Annotated in this window: 19 protein-coding genes and 1 tRNA gene; 12 read left to right on the forward strand and 8 right to left on the reverse strand. The window is 68.5% G+C overall.

Translation table 11 applies throughout. The features are described from left to right. Positions 1–22 precede the first annotated feature (22 nt). Positions 23–199: a hypothetical protein gene (locus ACFVVM_RS25835; protein ID WP_387623138.1), complete on the forward strand. Its 177-nt coding sequence runs from the start codon at positions 23–25 to the stop codon at positions 197–199. Between the two features lie 117 nt (positions 200–316). Continuing rightward, positions 317–673: a hypothetical protein gene (locus tag ACFVVM_RS25840; protein ID WP_387623139.1), complete on the forward strand. Its 357-nt coding sequence runs from the start codon at positions 317–319 to the stop codon at positions 671–673. 71 nt (positions 674–744) lie between these two features. On the opposite strand, the gene ACFVVM_RS25845 is transcribed toward ACFVVM_RS25840, so the two are convergent. Further along, positions 745–1,953, reverse strand: a complete 1,209-nt coding sequence (locus ACFVVM_RS25845) for an Ig-like domain-containing protein (protein ID WP_387623141.1) — start codon at positions 1,951–1,953, stop codon at positions 745–747. A 307-nt stretch (positions 1,954–2,260) separates the two neighbouring features. Between ACFVVM_RS25845 and ACFVVM_RS25850 the strand changes: the two genes are divergently transcribed. The 3 genes from ACFVVM_RS25850 to ACFVVM_RS25860 all read left to right on the forward strand — a co-directional run bounded on the left by ACFVVM_RS25850 (position 2,261) and on the right by ACFVVM_RS25860 (position 3,985). Then, a tRNA-Lys gene (locus ACFVVM_RS25850) sits at positions 2,261–2,333 on the forward strand. A 613-nt stretch (positions 2,334–2,946) separates the two neighbouring features. After that, positions 2,947–3,564, forward strand: a complete 618-nt coding sequence (locus ACFVVM_RS25855) for a transglycosylase SLT domain-containing protein (RefSeq protein ID WP_387623144.1) — start codon at positions 2,947–2,949, stop codon at positions 3,562–3,564. A 76-nt stretch (positions 3,565–3,640) separates the two neighbouring features. Beyond that, positions 3,641–3,985, forward strand: coding sequence for a hypothetical protein (locus tag ACFVVM_RS25860; RefSeq protein WP_387623147.1), 345 nt, complete (start codon positions 3,641–3,643; stop codon positions 3,983–3,985). A 21-nt stretch (positions 3,986–4,006) separates the two neighbouring features. Here the strand turns inward: ACFVVM_RS25860 and ACFVVM_RS25865 are convergent, their stop codons facing one another. Further along, positions 4,007–4,624: a LysE/ArgO family amino acid transporter gene (locus tag ACFVVM_RS25865; protein WP_387623150.1), complete on the reverse strand. Its 618-nt coding sequence runs from the start codon at positions 4,622–4,624 to the stop codon at positions 4,007–4,009. A 72-nt stretch (positions 4,625–4,696) separates the two neighbouring features. Between ACFVVM_RS25865 and ACFVVM_RS25870 the strand changes: the two genes are divergently transcribed. Continuing rightward, a complete protein-coding gene (locus tag ACFVVM_RS25870; protein ID WP_387623153.1) occupies positions 4,697–5,590 on the forward strand; it encodes a LysR family transcriptional regulator ArgP in 894 nt (297 codons plus the stop codon). A 2-nt stretch (positions 5,591–5,592) separates the two neighbouring features. Here the strand turns inward: ACFVVM_RS25870 and ACFVVM_RS25875 are convergent, their stop codons facing one another. Then, positions 5,593–5,934, reverse strand: coding sequence for a zinc ribbon domain-containing protein YjdM (locus ACFVVM_RS25875; protein WP_387623155.1), 342 nt, complete (start codon positions 5,932–5,934; stop codon positions 5,593–5,595). 18 nt (positions 5,935–5,952) lie between these two features. After that, positions 5,953–6,756 carry an alpha/beta fold hydrolase gene (locus tag ACFVVM_RS25880; protein ID WP_387623157.1) on the reverse strand — a complete coding sequence of 268 codons (804 nt, stop codon included), beginning with the start codon at positions 6,754–6,756 and terminating at the stop codon, positions 5,953–5,955. Between the two features lie 102 nt (positions 6,757–6,858). On the opposite strand from ACFVVM_RS25880, the gene ACFVVM_RS25885 reads away from it, so the two are divergent. From ACFVVM_RS25885 to ACFVVM_RS25895, 3 genes are all read left to right on the forward strand, one after another. Then, positions 6,859–7,182 (forward strand): ArsR/SmtB family transcription factor, encoded by a 324-nt coding sequence (locus tag ACFVVM_RS25885; RefSeq protein ID WP_387623494.1) that lies wholly within the window; start codon positions 6,859–6,861, stop codon positions 7,180–7,182. A 92-nt stretch (positions 7,183–7,274) separates the two neighbouring features. Next, positions 7,275–9,098: a phosphoenolpyruvate carboxykinase (GTP) gene (locus tag ACFVVM_RS25890; protein ID WP_387623159.1), complete on the forward strand. Its 1,824-nt coding sequence runs from the start codon at positions 7,275–7,277 to the stop codon at positions 9,096–9,098. A 2-nt stretch (positions 9,099–9,100) separates the two neighbouring features. Beyond that, positions 9,101–10,738: a SulP family inorganic anion transporter gene (locus ACFVVM_RS25895; protein ID WP_387623162.1), complete on the forward strand. Its 1,638-nt coding sequence runs from the start codon at positions 9,101–9,103 to the stop codon at positions 10,736–10,738. A 346-nt stretch (positions 10,739–11,084) separates the two neighbouring features. Here the strand turns inward: ACFVVM_RS25895 and ACFVVM_RS25900 are convergent, their stop codons facing one another. Then, complete coding sequence (locus tag ACFVVM_RS25900) at positions 11,085–11,909, reverse strand: hypothetical protein (RefSeq protein WP_387623165.1); 825 nt, start codon at positions 11,907–11,909, stop codon at positions 11,085–11,087. Positions 11,910–12,047: 138 nt separating this feature from the next. Beyond that, on the reverse strand, positions 12,048–12,530 hold the full coding sequence (locus ACFVVM_RS25905; RefSeq protein WP_387623166.1) for a MarR family winged helix-turn-helix transcriptional regulator: 483 nt from the start codon (positions 12,528–12,530) through the stop codon (positions 12,048–12,050). A 60-nt stretch (positions 12,531–12,590) separates the two neighbouring features. Between ACFVVM_RS25905 and ACFVVM_RS25910 the strand changes: the two genes are divergently transcribed. Next, a complete protein-coding gene (locus ACFVVM_RS25910; protein WP_387623169.1) occupies positions 12,591–13,568 on the forward strand; it encodes a pirin family protein in 978 nt (325 codons plus the stop codon). 132 nt (positions 13,569–13,700) lie between these two features. Continuing rightward, positions 13,701–13,997 carry an excalibur calcium-binding domain-containing protein gene (locus tag ACFVVM_RS25915; protein ID WP_387623171.1) on the forward strand — a complete coding sequence of 99 codons (297 nt, stop codon included), beginning with the start codon at positions 13,701–13,703 and terminating at the stop codon, positions 13,995–13,997. A gap of 76 nt (positions 13,998–14,073) precedes the next feature. Here ACFVVM_RS25915 and ACFVVM_RS25920 read toward each other — a convergent pair whose 3' ends face one another. Further along, a complete protein-coding gene (locus ACFVVM_RS25920) occupies positions 14,074–14,346 on the reverse strand; it encodes a DUF3618 domain-containing protein (RefSeq protein ID WP_387623174.1) in 273 nt (90 codons plus the stop codon). Positions 14,347–14,380: 34 nt separating this feature from the next. Here ACFVVM_RS25920 and bcp point away from each other — a divergent pair, with 34 nt between their 5' ends. Continuing rightward, complete coding sequence (gene bcp, locus ACFVVM_RS25925) at positions 14,381–14,854, forward strand: thioredoxin-dependent thiol peroxidase (protein ID WP_387623176.1); 474 nt, start codon at positions 14,381–14,383, stop codon at positions 14,852–14,854. On the opposite strand, the gene ACFVVM_RS25930 is transcribed toward bcp, so the two are convergent. Beyond that, positions 14,851–15,576, reverse strand: coding sequence for a TetR/AcrR family transcriptional regulator (locus ACFVVM_RS25930; RefSeq protein WP_387623179.1), 726 nt, complete (start codon positions 15,574–15,576; stop codon positions 14,851–14,853). The two genes, bcp and ACFVVM_RS25930, sit on opposite strands and share 4 nt — an antisense overlap. Positions 15,577–15,586 lie beyond the last annotated feature (10 nt).

A 15,586-nucleotide genomic window follows, 5' to 3' on the forward strand; every position in this document is an offset into this window, starting at 1 on the left:
GCCATTACAACAGACTCGAAGCATGAACAGCCACACCACGCACACCTGGCGGATCGAGTCGGCCCACCGGACCAGCGAGGGCCTCATCGCCTACCAGCGCTGCCGCTGCGGGGCCCGCCGGGTCGTCGTCGGCGACCTCGGCATCAGCATCACCGCCGCACTGGGCGGCCCGGGGTCCGGCCTTGCCGCCACCGCCTAGCCCGCACATGTCGGCTTCATGACGAAGCTCACGTTCGACCGCTACACTTTGGACCGCTGCCCAGATGTGGGGCAGATCTCGTCATTCGCGTCAGCGCTCGACCGGAAAGACCACTTGATGAAGCGTTCCACCGTCGTCACCGCCCTCGCGGCGGCCCTCGTGCTAGGCCCGGTCGCAGGCACCGCCGCAGCCGCCGAATCGCCCGGACTGCCCCTCACCGCGTTCACGACGGACGCCCCCGCCAACTCCGGCAAGGTGGGCCTGCCGAGCGAACTGCCCGAGTCCGGTTCGGCGCAGAGCGGCTCGACCACCGGCGTCGAGACCACCGGCTCCTCCGGCACCGGTTCGGCCGGCCTGCCCAACCTGGACCGGCTGCTGTTCGGCGGACGCATCCTGTGCGGGGCGCTCGGCAGCGCCCTCGCCGTCGCCGGCGAGGCGATGATGGACTGTCGCGACCTGCCGACCCCGGTCTGAACCGACCCGCACACGAGCGAAGGGCCACCGGAGACATCCGGTGGCCCTTCGTTTTTCGCTGTCGTCGCCGATCAGAGGGCGTCGGCGTTACCCGCCTTCCACTGCTCCCACGGGATGTTCCAGTCACCCAGTCCATCGACCCCGGACAGGGTGCCACCGACGGTGTTCTTCACGATCGTCGGGTCCCCGCGCTGGGCGTTCTCGTACACCCAGCGCGCGTTGGCCGGGCTCAGGTTCAAGCAGCCGTGGCTGGCGTTGGAGTAACCCTGCTGGCCGAGCGACCACGGCGCCGAGTGGAAGAAGATGCCGCTGTAGGAGATGCGCGTCGCGTAGTCGACCGGGGTGCGGTAGCCGTTCGGCGAGTCGACCGAGACACCGTAGGTCGAGGAGTCCATGACCATCTTGTCGAACCGGTCGCCGACGATGTAGATGCCGTTGTCGGTGGGCGTGCTGTCCTTGCCCATCGAGGTCGGCATCGTCATGACCACCTCACCGTTGCGCTCGACCACCACCTGCTTGGTGTTGTCGTCGGCGGTGAAGATCTGCGCGTGACCGATGGTGAAGTGCGAGGTGATGTTGTCCTGGCCGAACAGACCCTTGCCGAGGTCCTTGCCGTAGACGTTCACATCGATGCTCACCTTGGTGCCCGGTGCCCAGAAATGCTCGGGGCGCCAACGGACCTCACGGTTGTTGACCCAGTAGAACGCGCCTTCGACGGCGGGCTCGGTGGTGATCTTGATGGCTTCCTGGGCGGCGCGCCGGTCGGGGATGTTCTCGTCGAACTGGATCGCCACCGGCTGACCGATGCCGACCACGTCACCCTCACCGGGCAGCAGGTACGGCTTGGTCTGATTGTTCGGGGAGCTGGTGGTGAAGCTCAGCGTCGAGGAGTTCGCCCCGCCGAGGCCGATGGCCTTCGCGGTGAGCTGGTAGGTCTTGCCGTAGCCGAGCACCTCGGTGGTCGCCCAGGACCGGCCGTCGGCCGCCAGCGCGCCCGAGACCGTTCCGCCCTGCTGGTTGGTCAGCGCGACCTCGGTGAACTTGCCGTCCGCGACCTCGAAGGCCAGCGGCATGCCCGGCGAGACGCCGACCTGGCCGTCCTTGATCTCCGAGACCAGCTTCGGCTTCATGAGTTCGGTGATCGGGTTGCGATCGATCGCCACCTCGACCCCACTGCCCTCCGCCGCCGAGCAGGCGGACGCGCCCAGCGCGAACACCGCCAGCAGCACCACCGGAACAATCGTCCGCAGCGACCGAGGTCGCCCCCGCTTCTTACCCATGTCAACCCCGTTTCCGTACCGACGCCGTGCTGTAACAGTGCGCCGCAGATCCCACCGATCGGATCGCTCTAGCCATCCGCACGGCGGGGGCGTTCGAGATCGTCGACCGCCATTCTGCCAGCCCGCCCGGCCGCCACCAACGGGAAAGCCCCCGCGACACGACCAAGTCACAATCGTTAGATATGTCTGGAGCCCCCCGCCGTTAACAACGCGAACGGACTCGCATCCGCGCTGGTCAACGCCCGATTTCACTTTCTGGCCCAGAGCCTGTTAATGTTTGTTCCGCACCGCAGAGCGGAGCAAACACGCGCCATTAGCTCAATTGGCAGAGCAGCTGACTCTTAATCAGCGGGTTCGGGGTTCGAGTCCCTGATGGCGCACAGCAGACCGCATCCCGGCAGTTAACGCAACTGCCGGGATGCGGTCTTTTCGTCTCGGTGCCGCGCGTCGGCCAACAGTCACAGCGTCGTTATCCGACCGCCATGGACAATCGCGCTCAGCGCCACTCCAGTCCCGATCCGGACACCTTCTAGCTGCGCAAACACTCGCGAAACCTGATTTGGCCAAACTTTTTCTGTGACGCGCGCCACCGTAACGGCGGCGGCAAACCCCCTGCGTACATAACGATTCTGCAACTGCGGTGGGAACCGACCAAGATCGGCAGCGTTTGCCGTTCAGGTTTCGTTCACCTTGCGTTCACCTACCGTGACCATTCTGCAATCAGGTCAAAAACAGACCTGCGGTTTGGTCAGCAAGGTTCGAACCTTCGCGAGTACCGAACAGCGCGTGGTCTCCCCGCAGCCAGCTGTGGAGCACCGTGCGACGCGGCGGATCGCCATCGAGCGTCCGTACCCCGACAGCGTACGCACATTCCATACAGACAGAAACAACACATCGCCTGACCGGCGCCGCGCCGCTGCGCGCGCTGCGCGATCCACCGCGCCCCGACCCGGGCCCGGATCGCCAGACAGAGATGAAGGAACAGAAAAGCACATGATCGACAAAGACAAGCTCAGCACCGTTATCGGCCGTCGCTCGCGCCGCGAGGCGTTCACCGTGGCCGTCGCCGCGATCGGCCTGGTCGCCGTGGCCGCTTCCTCGGCCGTGTCCTTCGCCGACGATGGCGTGCCGGCGCGTGCCGCCACTGTCGTCGAGCAGGCGGACAGCATCGCCGCTGTCGGCGCCGCCCCTGCCATCGAGGCCCTTCCCGCCCCCGCGCCGGAGGCCGCCCCGGCCCCCGAGGCCGAGGCCATCCCGGCCCCGATGCCCGAGCCCGCGCCGAAGTCCTACGAGGACAACCTGCACGGCTGGATCAGCGAAGCGCTCGACATCATGGCCGCCAAGGGCATCCCCGGCAGCTACGAGGGCATCCACCGCAACATCATGCGCGAGTCGACCGGCAACCCCCAGGCGATCAACCTCTGGGACATCAATGCGATCAACGGCATCCCCTCCAAGGGCCTGCTCCAGGTGATCGACCCCACCTTCGCCGCCTACCACGTCGAGGGCACCCCCTTCGACGTGTGGAACCCGGTCTCCAACATCGTCGCGGCCTGCAACTACGCCGCGCACCGCTACGGCTCCATGGACAACGTCAACAGCGCGTACTGAGCCACCTGACGGGTCCGAACGCCCGCGCTCCGGTCATCGCCGACCGGAGCGCGGGCGTTCGTCGTAGAATCGGCCGGTGCCAGACAGCGCCGATCAGGCACCCGATCACGCGCATTCCGACGCGGCGACGGCCAGCCGGGTCGCCAAGGCCCGTCGACTGGCCGCCTACGCGTGGGCACGCGAGATCAGCGGGGCCGAACTGCTCGCCCTGCCCGCGTCGACGCTGCGCAAACTGGCCCGCGCGGCCGAGACCAACCCGCCGAGCACCGGCGAGACCTGGCAGGTCGTCGCGGACCTGCTCGATCAGAAGGACGCCTGGGCCGCCCGCAACCCCGGGCATGCCGCCGCGGTGCGCACGCACGCGGACGAGAAGCTGCTGTGGGTCAAACAACCCGTGAAGCCCTGGTCGGGAGAATCCTGACGGCGCATTCCCACGGCGGGATCAGGCGAACAGCAGGCCGAGTGCCAGCGCGAGCATGACCAGCGCGATCAAGGAGTCGAGCACGCGCCAGGCACCCGGACGGGCGAACAGCGGTCCCAGCCGACGGGCGCCGTAGCCGAGCGCGAGGAACCACGCCACGCTGGCCAGCATGGCCCCCGCGGCCAGGAACCAGCGGTCGGGCGCGGCGTAGGTGCTGGCGAAGGAGCCGAGCAGGACCACCGTGTCCAGATACACATGCGGGTTGAGCCAGGTCAGCGCCAGACAGGTCAGCACGGACGCGCCGAGGGCGACCGAAGCGCCCGCCTCGGCGATCAGCGTCGATGAACCCAACGCGCGGCGCGCGGCCAGCAGCGCATAGCCGAGCAGGAACGCCGCCCCGGCGTAGCGCGCGACGGTGAGCACGGCGGGAAACGACTCGACCACCGTGCCGAACCCCGCCACCCCGGCGGCGATCAGGACGATGTCCGACACCGCGCACACCGCGATGACGGGCAACACATGCTGACCACGCACGCCCTGGCGCAGGACGAAGGCGTTCTGCGCGCCGATCGCCACGATGAGCGAGAGCCCGAAACCCAATCCGGAGAGCGCGGCCAATGCCGCCGATGATGCCGTCACATCTGTCGACGCTAGAAGTCCGCCGAAGACAAGGCCAGCTAATTATTCTGCATAGTCATTAGAGTTGCTTATGTGGATCTCCAACTGGACCAACTGCGCGCGCTCGACGCCGTGCTCACCGAAGGCACGTTCGAGGCGGCGGCGCGGCGCTTGAGCGTGACCCCGTCGGCGATCAGTCAGCGGATCAAGGCACTGGAAGACGCCGCGGGCCGCATCCTGCTGCAACGATCGAAACCGGTGCGCGCCACCGAATCCGGGCTCGCCGTCCTGCGGCTCGCGCGCCAAGTCGCCCTGCTCGCCGGCGACACCGCGCGCGAACTCGGCGACGCCGACCGGCCCGCCGACCGACCGATCCGGATCCCGATCGCCGTCAACGCCGACTCGCTCGAATCATGGGTGCTGCCCGCACTCGCCCGCGTGCCCGCCGGGATCTACTTCGACCTGCACCGCGAGGACGAGGAACACACCACCCGCCTGCTGCGCGACGGCACGGTGATGGCGGCGATCACCGCGACGGCGACACCGGTGCGTGGCTGCAAGGTCGACGCGCTAGGGGCGATGCGCTACCGCCCGATGGCGACCCCGGACTTCGCCCGCACCTGGTTCCCGGACGGCCCGACCCCGGCCGCGTACACCGGCGCGCCGGTCGTGCATTTCGACCGCAAGGACGATCTGCAGTTCCGGCAGTTACGCCGCCGCACCCGTCGTCAGGTCGACCCGCCGAGCCACTACGTGCCCTCGTCGCACGGCTTCGCCGACGCGGTGCGCCTCGGCCTCGGGTGGGGCATGCTGCCCGATCTGCAGACCGAGAACGACCGTGCGGCAGGCACTCTGGTGAACATCGACGGCGATTCCCACATCGATGTCCCGCTGTACTGGCAGCAGTGGAAACTGCACTCCCCCGCCCTCAGCGCGGCCGCCACCGCGATCGCCGCCGTGGCCGCGACGGCACTGGCCGTCCAGTAGGTTCAGACCTTCTTCACCACACTGGATTTCAGCTGCATCGGCCCGATTCCGTCCACCTTGCAGTCGATGTCGTGATCCCCGACGCCCTGCACCAGCCGGATGTTGCGCACCTTGGTGCCCGCCTTGATCCCGGTGGGACTGCCCTTCACCTTGAGGGTCTTGACGACCGTGACCGTGTCACCGTCGGCGAGCACATTGCCGACAGCGTCACGGATCACGTCCTCGCCCGCCTCCTCGGCGACGGGCGTCCATTCGTTGGCACACTCGGGGCACACCAGCAGCGCACCGAGTTCATAGGTGTACTCGCTCGAGCACGCGGGACAGGGAGGCAGCGAATCGCTCATGGTCGTGGTCCTCGAAACCTAGGCGGCGGACAGGAATTCGATCAGCACGCGGTTGATCTCGTCGGGTCGTTCGAGATAGCCGTAGTGCCCGCAGCGTTCGATCTCGGTGTAGCGCGCGGTGGGGATCGACTCGGCGACCTCACGGCAGAAGCGCGGCGGCACCATCTGATCGTCGGCGAAGCCGACCACCAGGCTGGGCACGGTGATGGCGCCGTAGGCCGCGCGACGGTCCTGCGAACGGTCGAGCCCGAGCTGGGCCCGCGTGCCGGGAGTGCCCTTGCCCGAGGTGAATTCGAAGATGTCGAGCCATTCCTGCGCCTTGGCCGGATCGGCCAGGGTGTGCGGGGACAGGTTGAGCATCGCCTTGATCGCGGCCGCGTACTCCGGCGGCAGCTGGATACCCTTGTCGTACAGGGCCTGTTCACCCTTGTTGAGCGTGCTCGTCACCGGATGCGGGCGCGCGGTGGCGGCGAACATGACCGCCTTGCCGAGCAGGTCCGGCCGGGCCAGGGCGAGTTCGGCGACGATCCGCGAGCCCATCGAGGTGCCGACCACGTGCGCGGGTGCGCCGAGATGCTCGATGAGGGCGGCGGCGTCACCGACGAGCTGGGGCATGGTGATGCCCGCGGCCGACTCCGCCGACGGCGCGATCCCGCGATTGTCGACAGTGGCGACGCGGAATCCAGCCTTGACCAGGGCGGGCACCTGATAGGTGCGCCAGACGCGGCCGGGGCTTCCGCTGCCCATGACCAGCAGGACCAGCGGGCCCGATCCGGTCTCGTCGTAGCCGAGCTGAATGCCGTTGAGCGTGGCGATGGGCAATGTCTCTCCTGTTAGCTGTTTGCTAAAGTTAGAAATCACCATACCGGTCGCGCGGAAGGCGGGTCTCCCACGGTGCCAGGATTGAGCAGGCCGCTGTACCAGATGAAGGCCGACTTCTTCAAAACCCTCGGCCACCCCATCCGCATCCGGGTGCTGGAACTGCTCAGCGAGCGTGAACACGCGGTCTCGGAAATGCTTCCCGAGGTCGGTGTCGAGGCGGCGAACCTGTCTCAGCAGCTCGCGATCCTGCGCCGGGCCGGGTTGGTGACCGCACGCCGCGAGGGACTGTCGGTAACCTACGAACTCACCTCGCCGCGGGTCAAAGAGCTGCTGATCGTGGCTCGCGCGATCCTCACCGGCGTCGTCGCGGGACAGGCCGAACTGCTGGAGAACCCCGCCGAGCCGCCGGTCGCCCACACCGCCTGAGCACCGGCCGTCGAGCTGGCTCACCCACTCCTCGCCCATTAGTTGCATACTTTCTAAACTAGCCACCTAGCAAGTTGACAAGGAGAACATCCGTGACCGCGAGCTCCGCGCCGACGACGGTTCCCACCGCACACCCGGCCATCCTGGCCTGGGTCGACGAGATCGCCGACCTGACCGCACCCGAGCGCATCGTCTGGTGCGACGGGTCCCCCGAGGAATGGGACCGGCTGACCGGCGAACTCGTCGAGAAGGGCACCTTCGTCCGGCTCGACGGCAAACCGAACTCCTTCTGGTGCGTCTCCGACCCCGACGACGTCGCCCGGGTCGAGGACCGCACCTTCATCTGCTCGGAGAACGCCGCCGACGCGGGCCCGACCAACAACTGGGTCGACCCGGTCGACATGCGCACCCTGATGACCGAGCACTACCGCGGCGCGATGGCGGGGCGCACGCTCTACGTGATCGCCTTCTGCATGGGTCCGCTCGACGCGGCCGAGCCGAAGTTCGGTGTGCAGATCACCGATTCGCCGTACGTCGCCGTGTCGATGCAGATCATGACCCGCTCCGGTACGCAGGTATGGGACAAGCTCACCGCCGGCACCGAGTTCGTGCAGTGCCTGCACTCGGTCGGCGCACCACTGCACGAGGGTCAGGCCGATGTGCCGTGGCCGTGCGACCGCACCAAATACATCGCCCACTTCCCCGAATCGCGCACCATCTGGAGCTACGGCTCCGGCTACGGCGGCAACGCCCTGCTCGGCAAGAAGTGCTTCGCGCTGCGCATCGCCTCGGTCCTCGGTCGTGACGAGGGGTGGCTGGCCGAGCACATGCTGATCCTCAAACTCACCTCGCCGCAGGGCAAGACGCACTACGTGGCCGCAGCGTTCCCGTCCTCGTGCGGCAAGACCAACCTCGCGATGCTGGAACCGGCACTGCCCGGCTGGCAGGCCGAGACCATCGGCGACGACATCGCCTGGATGCGCTTCGGCGCCGACGGCAGGCTCTACGCGGTCAACCCCGAGGCCGGATTCTTCGGCGTCGCACCGGGCACCGGCGCGCGCACCAACCCCAACGCGATCGCCACCATCGACCGCGGCAATTCGATCTTCACCAATACCGCGCTCACCGACGACGGTGACGTGTGGTGGGAGGGCCTGACCAAGCAGCCACCCGCCCATCTGACCGACTGGCGCGGCAACGACTGGACTCCCGAATCGGGAACCCCTGCCGCACATCCGAATTCGCGCTACTGCACACCGATCGAGCAGTGCCCCTCGGTGGCGCCGGAGTGGAACGACCCCACCGGTGTGCCGATCTCGGCGATCTTCTTCGGCGGTCGCCGGGCGAGCACGGTGCCGCTGGTCGCCGAGACCTTCGACTGGGCGCACGGGGTGTTCACCGCTTCGGTGCTGTCCTCGGAGACCACCGCCGCGGCCGCGGGCGCGGTCGGCGTGGTGCGCCGCGATCCGATGGCGATGCTGCCGTTCCTCGGCTACCACGTGGGCGACTACTTCGCGCACTGGCTGAAGCTCGGCGCGCAGGCCGATACCGCGAAGCTGCCGAAGATCTTCCAGGTCAACTGGTTCCGCCGCGGCGAGGACGGCACCTTCCTGTGGCCCGGCTTCGGTGACAACGTGCGCGTGCTGAAGTGGGCCCTCGAACGCCTCGACGGCACCGCCGAGGCCGAGTGGACGCCGATCGGCTACGTCCCCACCGCCGAGGCGCTCGACCTGACCGGCCTCGACGACGCCGATCGCGTCCTGGTCGAGCAGGCGCTGGCCGTGGACACCGACGAGTGGGTCACCGAGACGCGGTCCATCGACGAGTGGTTCGCCGGCATCGGTGGCAACCGGCTACCGGAGGAGCTGCGCGAGCAGCTGGCCGCGTTGAAGCTGCGTCTGCTCGGTAACCGCTGACCATGCGGGCGCTGCTACCGACTTGGTCGGAGTGGAAGCCCGCCTTCCGGGCGCCGGGCACGGATCTGATGTCGGGGCTGATCGTGGCGCTGGTGGCCTTGCCACTGGCGCTGGGATTCGGCATCAGCTCCGGGCTCGGCGCCGCCGCCGGCCTGGCCACCGCGATCGTGGCCGGTGCGCTGGCCGCGGTGTTCGGCGGCTCGCGCTTCCAGGTGTCGGGCCCGACCGGCGCGATGACCGTGGTGCTGGTGCCGATCGTGGCCGAGCACGGCGCGGCCGGGGTGCTGACCGTGGGGTTGATGGCCGGGCTGATGCTGGTCGCGCTGGCCTTCGCCGGTGTCGGGCGCGCGGTGCGGTTCATGCCGGCCCCGGTGATCGAGGGGTTCACCGCCGGGATCGCGGTAGTGATTGCACTGCAACAGTTTCCGGGTGCGCTCGGGGTGGTCGGCGCCGAGGGCGAGAAGGTCTGGCAGTCGGCCTTCGACGCCGTGCGCCGGTTCGTCGAGGAACCGCACTTCACGGCGCCGGTGACGGCCCTGCTGGTGGCGGCGGTGATTCTGATCGGCGGTCGATGGCTGCCGAAACTGCCGTTCGCTTTGGTCGCGGTGGCCGTGGCGACCGTCGTGTCCCGGATTTTCACCCTGGATCTGGCCGTGATCGGCGAGATCCCGGTCGGGCTGCCCGCACCCTCGCTGGGTTTCGTCCAGCTCGACGAAGTGACCACCCTGCTGCTGCCCGCGCTGGCAGTCGCCGCGCTGGCCGCGCTCGAATCCCTGCTCTCGGCCACCGCCGCCGACGCCATGGCCGTCGGCACCCGACACAATCCCGATCGCGAGCTGTTCGGTCAGGGTCTGGCCAATATCGCCGCGCCCCTGTTCGGTGGCGTGCCCGCGACCGGCGCGATCGCGCGGACCGCGGTGAACGTGCGCTCCGGCGCGCGCACCCGGCTGGCCGCGCTCACCCACGCGGTGATCCTCGCCGGAATCGTCTATCTGGCAGCCGGTCTCGTCGCCGACATCCCGATCGCCGCCCTCGCCGGTGTACTCCTGGCGACCACCGTGCGCATGGTCGAAGCCGCCTCCCTGGCCGCCATCGCCCGCGCCTCCCGCGGCGACGCGATCGTCATGGTGATCACCTTCTTCGTCACCGTCGCCTTCGACCTGGTCACCGCCGTCGTCATCGGCATCGGCTTCGCCCTGGTCCTCGCGGTCCGCGCCATCGCCCGCGAGGCCACCCTCCAACAGGTCCCGCTCGACGAGAGCGACCACCTCGGCGAGGAACACGCCCTGCTGCGCGACCACATCGTCGCCTACCGCATCGACGGGCCGCTCTTCTTCGCCGCCGCCCACCGCTTCCTCCTCGAACTGGCCGAGGTCGCCGACGTCAAGGTGGTGATCCTGCGCATGTCGCGCATCACCGCTCTGGACACCACCGGCGCCCTGGTCCTCAAGGACGCCATCCACAAACTCGAACACCGCCACATCACGGTCCTGATGTCGGGCTTACGCGAGGACCACCGCCAACGCCTCACCACCATCGGCGCCCTGCCCGAGGACGGCGACGACAGCATCTTCCCCGACACGGGCGCGGCTATCGCCCATGCCCGACAGTTCCTGCCGGCGTCCCGAAAACACAACTGAGCCGACTGCGGCGCAGGTTCGCCGGTGCGACAAGACCTTTCGGTGCGGCTCGACTGACTGTGCCGCGACCGACCGGATTTTCCGCTGCGCGGACCACAAGATCGCCACGCAGCCAACGCCTCGGGTCGACAGTGATCGCGCCGCCCTGACAGCACGATCCGACAGAGGTGCCGCCTACCGGGCCAGTGACGTCACTGGTAGCTACGACGTGACGCCGGACAACAGCCGGCTCCGGTCGACAGCCGCGAGTCGGCCGACTGTGCTGCGGTGTGACTGGCGAAGCCACTCGACGCCGCAGCGCCGCGGCGCGACCAAGGAGCGACTCGACAGTCGAAGCGCTGCCGGCTCAGCTCGCGGCCGCGGCGAGGTAGGCGGTGTGGACCGCGACGATCGCCGGCGGCGGGAAGTCCGGGGAGCCGGAGCCGAGAGGGCCGACGGCGACCTGCCAGGTGCTCGACGAGGTGTCAATGGCGGTGCGGGCGTTCGCGGCCTGGAGGACCACGTCGCCGCCGCCGGTGCACGAGTAGGCACCGACCATGCCGTCGGCGCGACCACCCCACGCGCCGCCGACGCGGATGCGGCACTGGCGGCCGTCGGCGAGTTCGAGTGCCCATGGTTCAGGGGACTCGGTGCGGCCGATGCCGGTCAGCGGCGGGTCGGCGGAGTAGACGCGCAGGGTGCGCTGCCACGGATCGGTGGCGCACAGCAGGCGCAGGTTGTCGGGACTCGCCCAGCAGACGTCGGCCGCATCGGCGGAGGCACCGCAGTGGTAGATGCCCGCGGTATTCGCCGAGCGGCTGGGGTAGGAGCCGTCGCAGTTCAAGGTGCCGACAGGGTCGGGACTGGTGAGAGTGAAACCGTCGCTGGGCTGCCCGGCCGCGTCGACGGCGATCAGCGATACGACCGTCGTCGCCGGTGCCGGCTGCGGCACGTCGGGGCTGGGCGGCGCCGCGATCATGGGTGTAACCGGGCTTTTCGGCACCGCGGTCGCCGGCGAATCGGGTTCGGTGACCGGCGCTCCGGGACCGGCGGTCGCCGCGGCAGCCGTTTCCGGGGCGACCGGCCGAGTCGACGACGGCGGATCGGCGGACGGTGACATCTCCGAACACCCGGTGAGGACCAGGGCGAACGCCGCGCCGACGACACCGATGAACCGTGCGGTACCAACCATGCCGACCACCCCTGCCCTGGAACGCTACGACCCGCTCACCTGTGCATCGCCGTCTCGAACGAGGTCGTTAACTCAGCGAAGCGACTCGGGACCGGCCCATGGCGCGCAGAAGGCCGACGCGCACCCCCGGTACTCGCCTCAACCACGCAGATCGATCTTCCCCGGCGCGGCTGTCCGCCGGTCGGTCTCGGCGACGACCTTGTCCACCAGTGACCGGAGTGCGGCACTCTCCTCCGGACTCAGCCTGTCCACGAACAACTCTCGCACCAGCGCGACATGGTCCGGCGCGGCGCGTTCCAGGACCGCTCGTCCCGCCTCGGTCAGCGAGACGACGATGCCGCGCGCGTCGTCTTCGGAGGGCCGGCGGTCGACGAGGCCACGCGTCGCCATCCGCGCCAACTGCTTGGACAGCCGGGACTTGTCCCAGCACACCTCGGCGGCGAGTTCCTTGGCGCGCAAGCACCCGTTCGGCGCGGCCGAGAGCGGCACCATCAGCTCGTAGTCGGCCATCGACAGTCCGTGTTCGGCCAGTCCCGCGGACAGTGCCGCGTCCAGCCGCTGCCGCAGGCGGATGTAGGCCTGCCAGGTCTGCTGCTCGTCTTCGGACAACCATCGGGGCACGGGAATGATCCTAGTGCGCATTTGGTTGACATGGAAACCAAAGCAACGAGGAGGCGTCCGATGCCCGCAATCACCGTCGACGACATCATGGTTCTGCCGAGGCTGCCCCGGCCCGACGTCACCGAGACCCAGCGGCCAGTGCGCCAGATCGTCACCGCCAACCGTCAGCGCGAAGGCGCCGGGTTCGAGGTGACCCGCCCGTTCCCCAGCGTCGACCTGCGCTCGGCCGACCCGTTCATCCTGCTCGACCAGATGGGCCCGGTCGCCTACGAGCCCTACGAGGCCAAAGGTGCGCCGTGGCATCCGCATCGCGGCTTCGAGACCGTCACCTACATGCTCGACGGCACGATGGTCCACCACGACTCCCAGGGTGGCGGCGGCGTCATCGCCGAGGGCGACACCCAGTGGATGACCGCGGGCTCGGGCATGCTGCACGACGAGCTGCCCGAGGAGAAACTGGTGATCTCCGGCGGCACCTTCCACGGCATCCAGCTGTGGGTGAACCTGCCCCGCGCCAAGAAGTTCGCCACCCCGCAGTACCAGGACCTGCGCAGCAGCGAACTGACCCTGGTCAGCTCGCACGACGGCGGCGCGCTGGTGCGCCTGATCGCGGGCGAGGTCGGCGGCTTCAGCGGACCCGGTTCCACCCAGACCCCGATCGCCTACGCCCACGCCTCGCTCGTACCCGGCGCCCAGCTGGAAACCCCGTGGCCGCGAGACTTCACCGCCATGGCCTATGTCCTGTCCGGCAGCGGCACCGTCGGCACCGACCGCCGCCCGATCGGCGCGGGACAGCTCGTGGTCTTCGGCAAGGGCGACGCGATCACGCTGACCGCCGATACCGAACAGCACTCCAGCACCGGCGATCTCGAGGTACTCCTGCTCGGCGGCACACCGTTGCGCGAACCCGTCGTCCAGTACGGGCCGTTCGTGATGAACACCCGCGAGGAAATCATCCAGGCCATGGAAGACTTCCAAGCCGGACGCATGGGCACCATTCCGGCCGAACATCTGACCGGACGTCGCCTGGGCGAATAGCCGACCCGACGCCGGGTCCGATTGCTCCTCGCGCGCGGTTGACAACGGGCAGCCCCGTCACAACAGTGGACGTGGCTGCCCGGCCGATGTGTCCGGGCCAACATCCGAACCGCTGCAGACATAGAGGAATTCATGAACGTTCGCCGGATCACCATCGCCGTCGCGGCCGCAGGGCTCACCCTGCTCGCCGCCCCCGCCGCCCATGCCAACCCGGTGACGGGCTCCGCGGGCACCGGCTCGTCCAGCTTCGACTCGATCCTGGGTGCGACCGGTTCGGCGAACCTGGTTCAGTCGGGTTCCGCGGGCGGCGCGTTCTCCAGCTGCGACGACGCGCGCGCCGCGGGCCGCGCCCCGCTGTTCCGCGGCGAGCCGGGCTACTCCCCCCACCTGGACCCGGACGGCGACGGCCTGGCCTGCCCCACCCAGTAGGTACAGCGAATTCAGACAAGAACACCCGATGTGACTCGTTGCCACATCGGGTGTTTTTTGTGTCCGGCCTGCTGGTTCAGCGGCGGAAGATCTTGATCAGGACCAGGCCCGCCACGAGGGCACCCGCGCCGATCAGCGTGTATTTGACCTTGGGCTCGTTGAACTTGGCGACCACGATCGCCTTGGTGTCGTCCGCGATCCGCTGTGGATCGGCGCGCACCGCCAGTTCGTCGAGCGTGGTCGCCAACCGGGCACGCGCGATCTCGATCTCGCGTTCGATCCGGTCGGTGTCGTCCTTGGCCACCGTCACCTCCATATGTGTCTGCTGCTCGCGGACGAGTCTATCCATGCCCGTCGCGCACCCGGTCGGTTACCGTGCGAGGGTGACCGACAACCATCGCCTCTCCCCCGGAGACACCGCCCCCGATTTCACGCTGCCCGACGCCGACGGCAAGGACGTGTCGCTGTCGGACTATCGCGGCCGCAAGGTGATCGTCTACTTCTACCCGGCCGCCAGCACGCCCGGCTGCACCAAGCAGGCCTGCGACTTCCGCGACAATCTGGCCGAACTCGGCGGCGCGGGCCTCGAGGTCATCGGCATCTCACCGGACAAGCCCGCCAAGCTGGCCAAATTCCGCGACGCCGAGGCCCTGACCTTCCCGCTGCTGTCGGACCCCGAGCGCACCGTGCTCACCGAGTGGGGTGCCTTCGGCGAGAAGAAGATGTACGGCAAGACCGTCACCGGCGTGATCCGCTCGACCTTCCTGGTCGACGAGCAGGGCAAGATCGAACTCGCCCAGTACAACGTGCGCGCCACCGGGCACGTGGCGAAGTTGCGCCGCGATCTGTCGGTCTAGTCGCCGAAACCGGCGATGAAGACCTCGTAACCATCGAGTAGACGGGCCAGGCCGAAGGCGAAATCGGCCTGCTCCCAGTCGACGTCGTCATCGTCGAACGCCGAGGCGGACAGGGCGGCCGTGACCGCGGGGAAGCGCTGCGGGTCGAGCACCTGGGTCATCACCGAGACGAAGTCGCCGCCCTCGTCCTCCTGCAGGTCGCGCAGGAACCGCCGTTTGCCCACCACGAACATCGACATGTTCATCACCAGCTGGAACTTGACCGGGTCGGGCACGTCCACCTCGGCCAGGACCTGCAGCGCGGTTTCCAGCCACGCCATATTGTTCGGGCCCATCGGCGCGTGGCTCATCGGGATGTCCAGCCACCACGAATGACGGCCGATCCGCGCGAACTCGGCGAACGCCCACTGTTCCAGTCCCACCCGCCACGGCATTCCGGGCGCGATCTCGGGCGGCGGCCCGACCACCCGATCCATCAGCAGGTCGATCAGCGTGTCCTTGCTGTCGACGTAGCGATACAGCGACATCGCGGTGAACCCGAGTTGGCGCGCGACCCGGTTCATCGACAGCGCCGCGAACCCCTCCGCGTCGGCCACCTCGGTCGCAGCATCGAGGATCTGGTCGAGGGTGAGCCCTCGCTTGGGCCCGCGGCCACCGGATTCCTGCATGCCCCACATCAGCTGGACCGCTTTCGGCAGGTCCTCGTCACTGGACGTCGTCATCTTCCTCCTC

Source organism: Nocardia sp. NPDC058176 (assembly GCF_042883805.1).
Lineage (GTDB): Bacteria > Actinomycetota > Actinomycetes > Mycobacteriales > Mycobacteriaceae > Nocardia.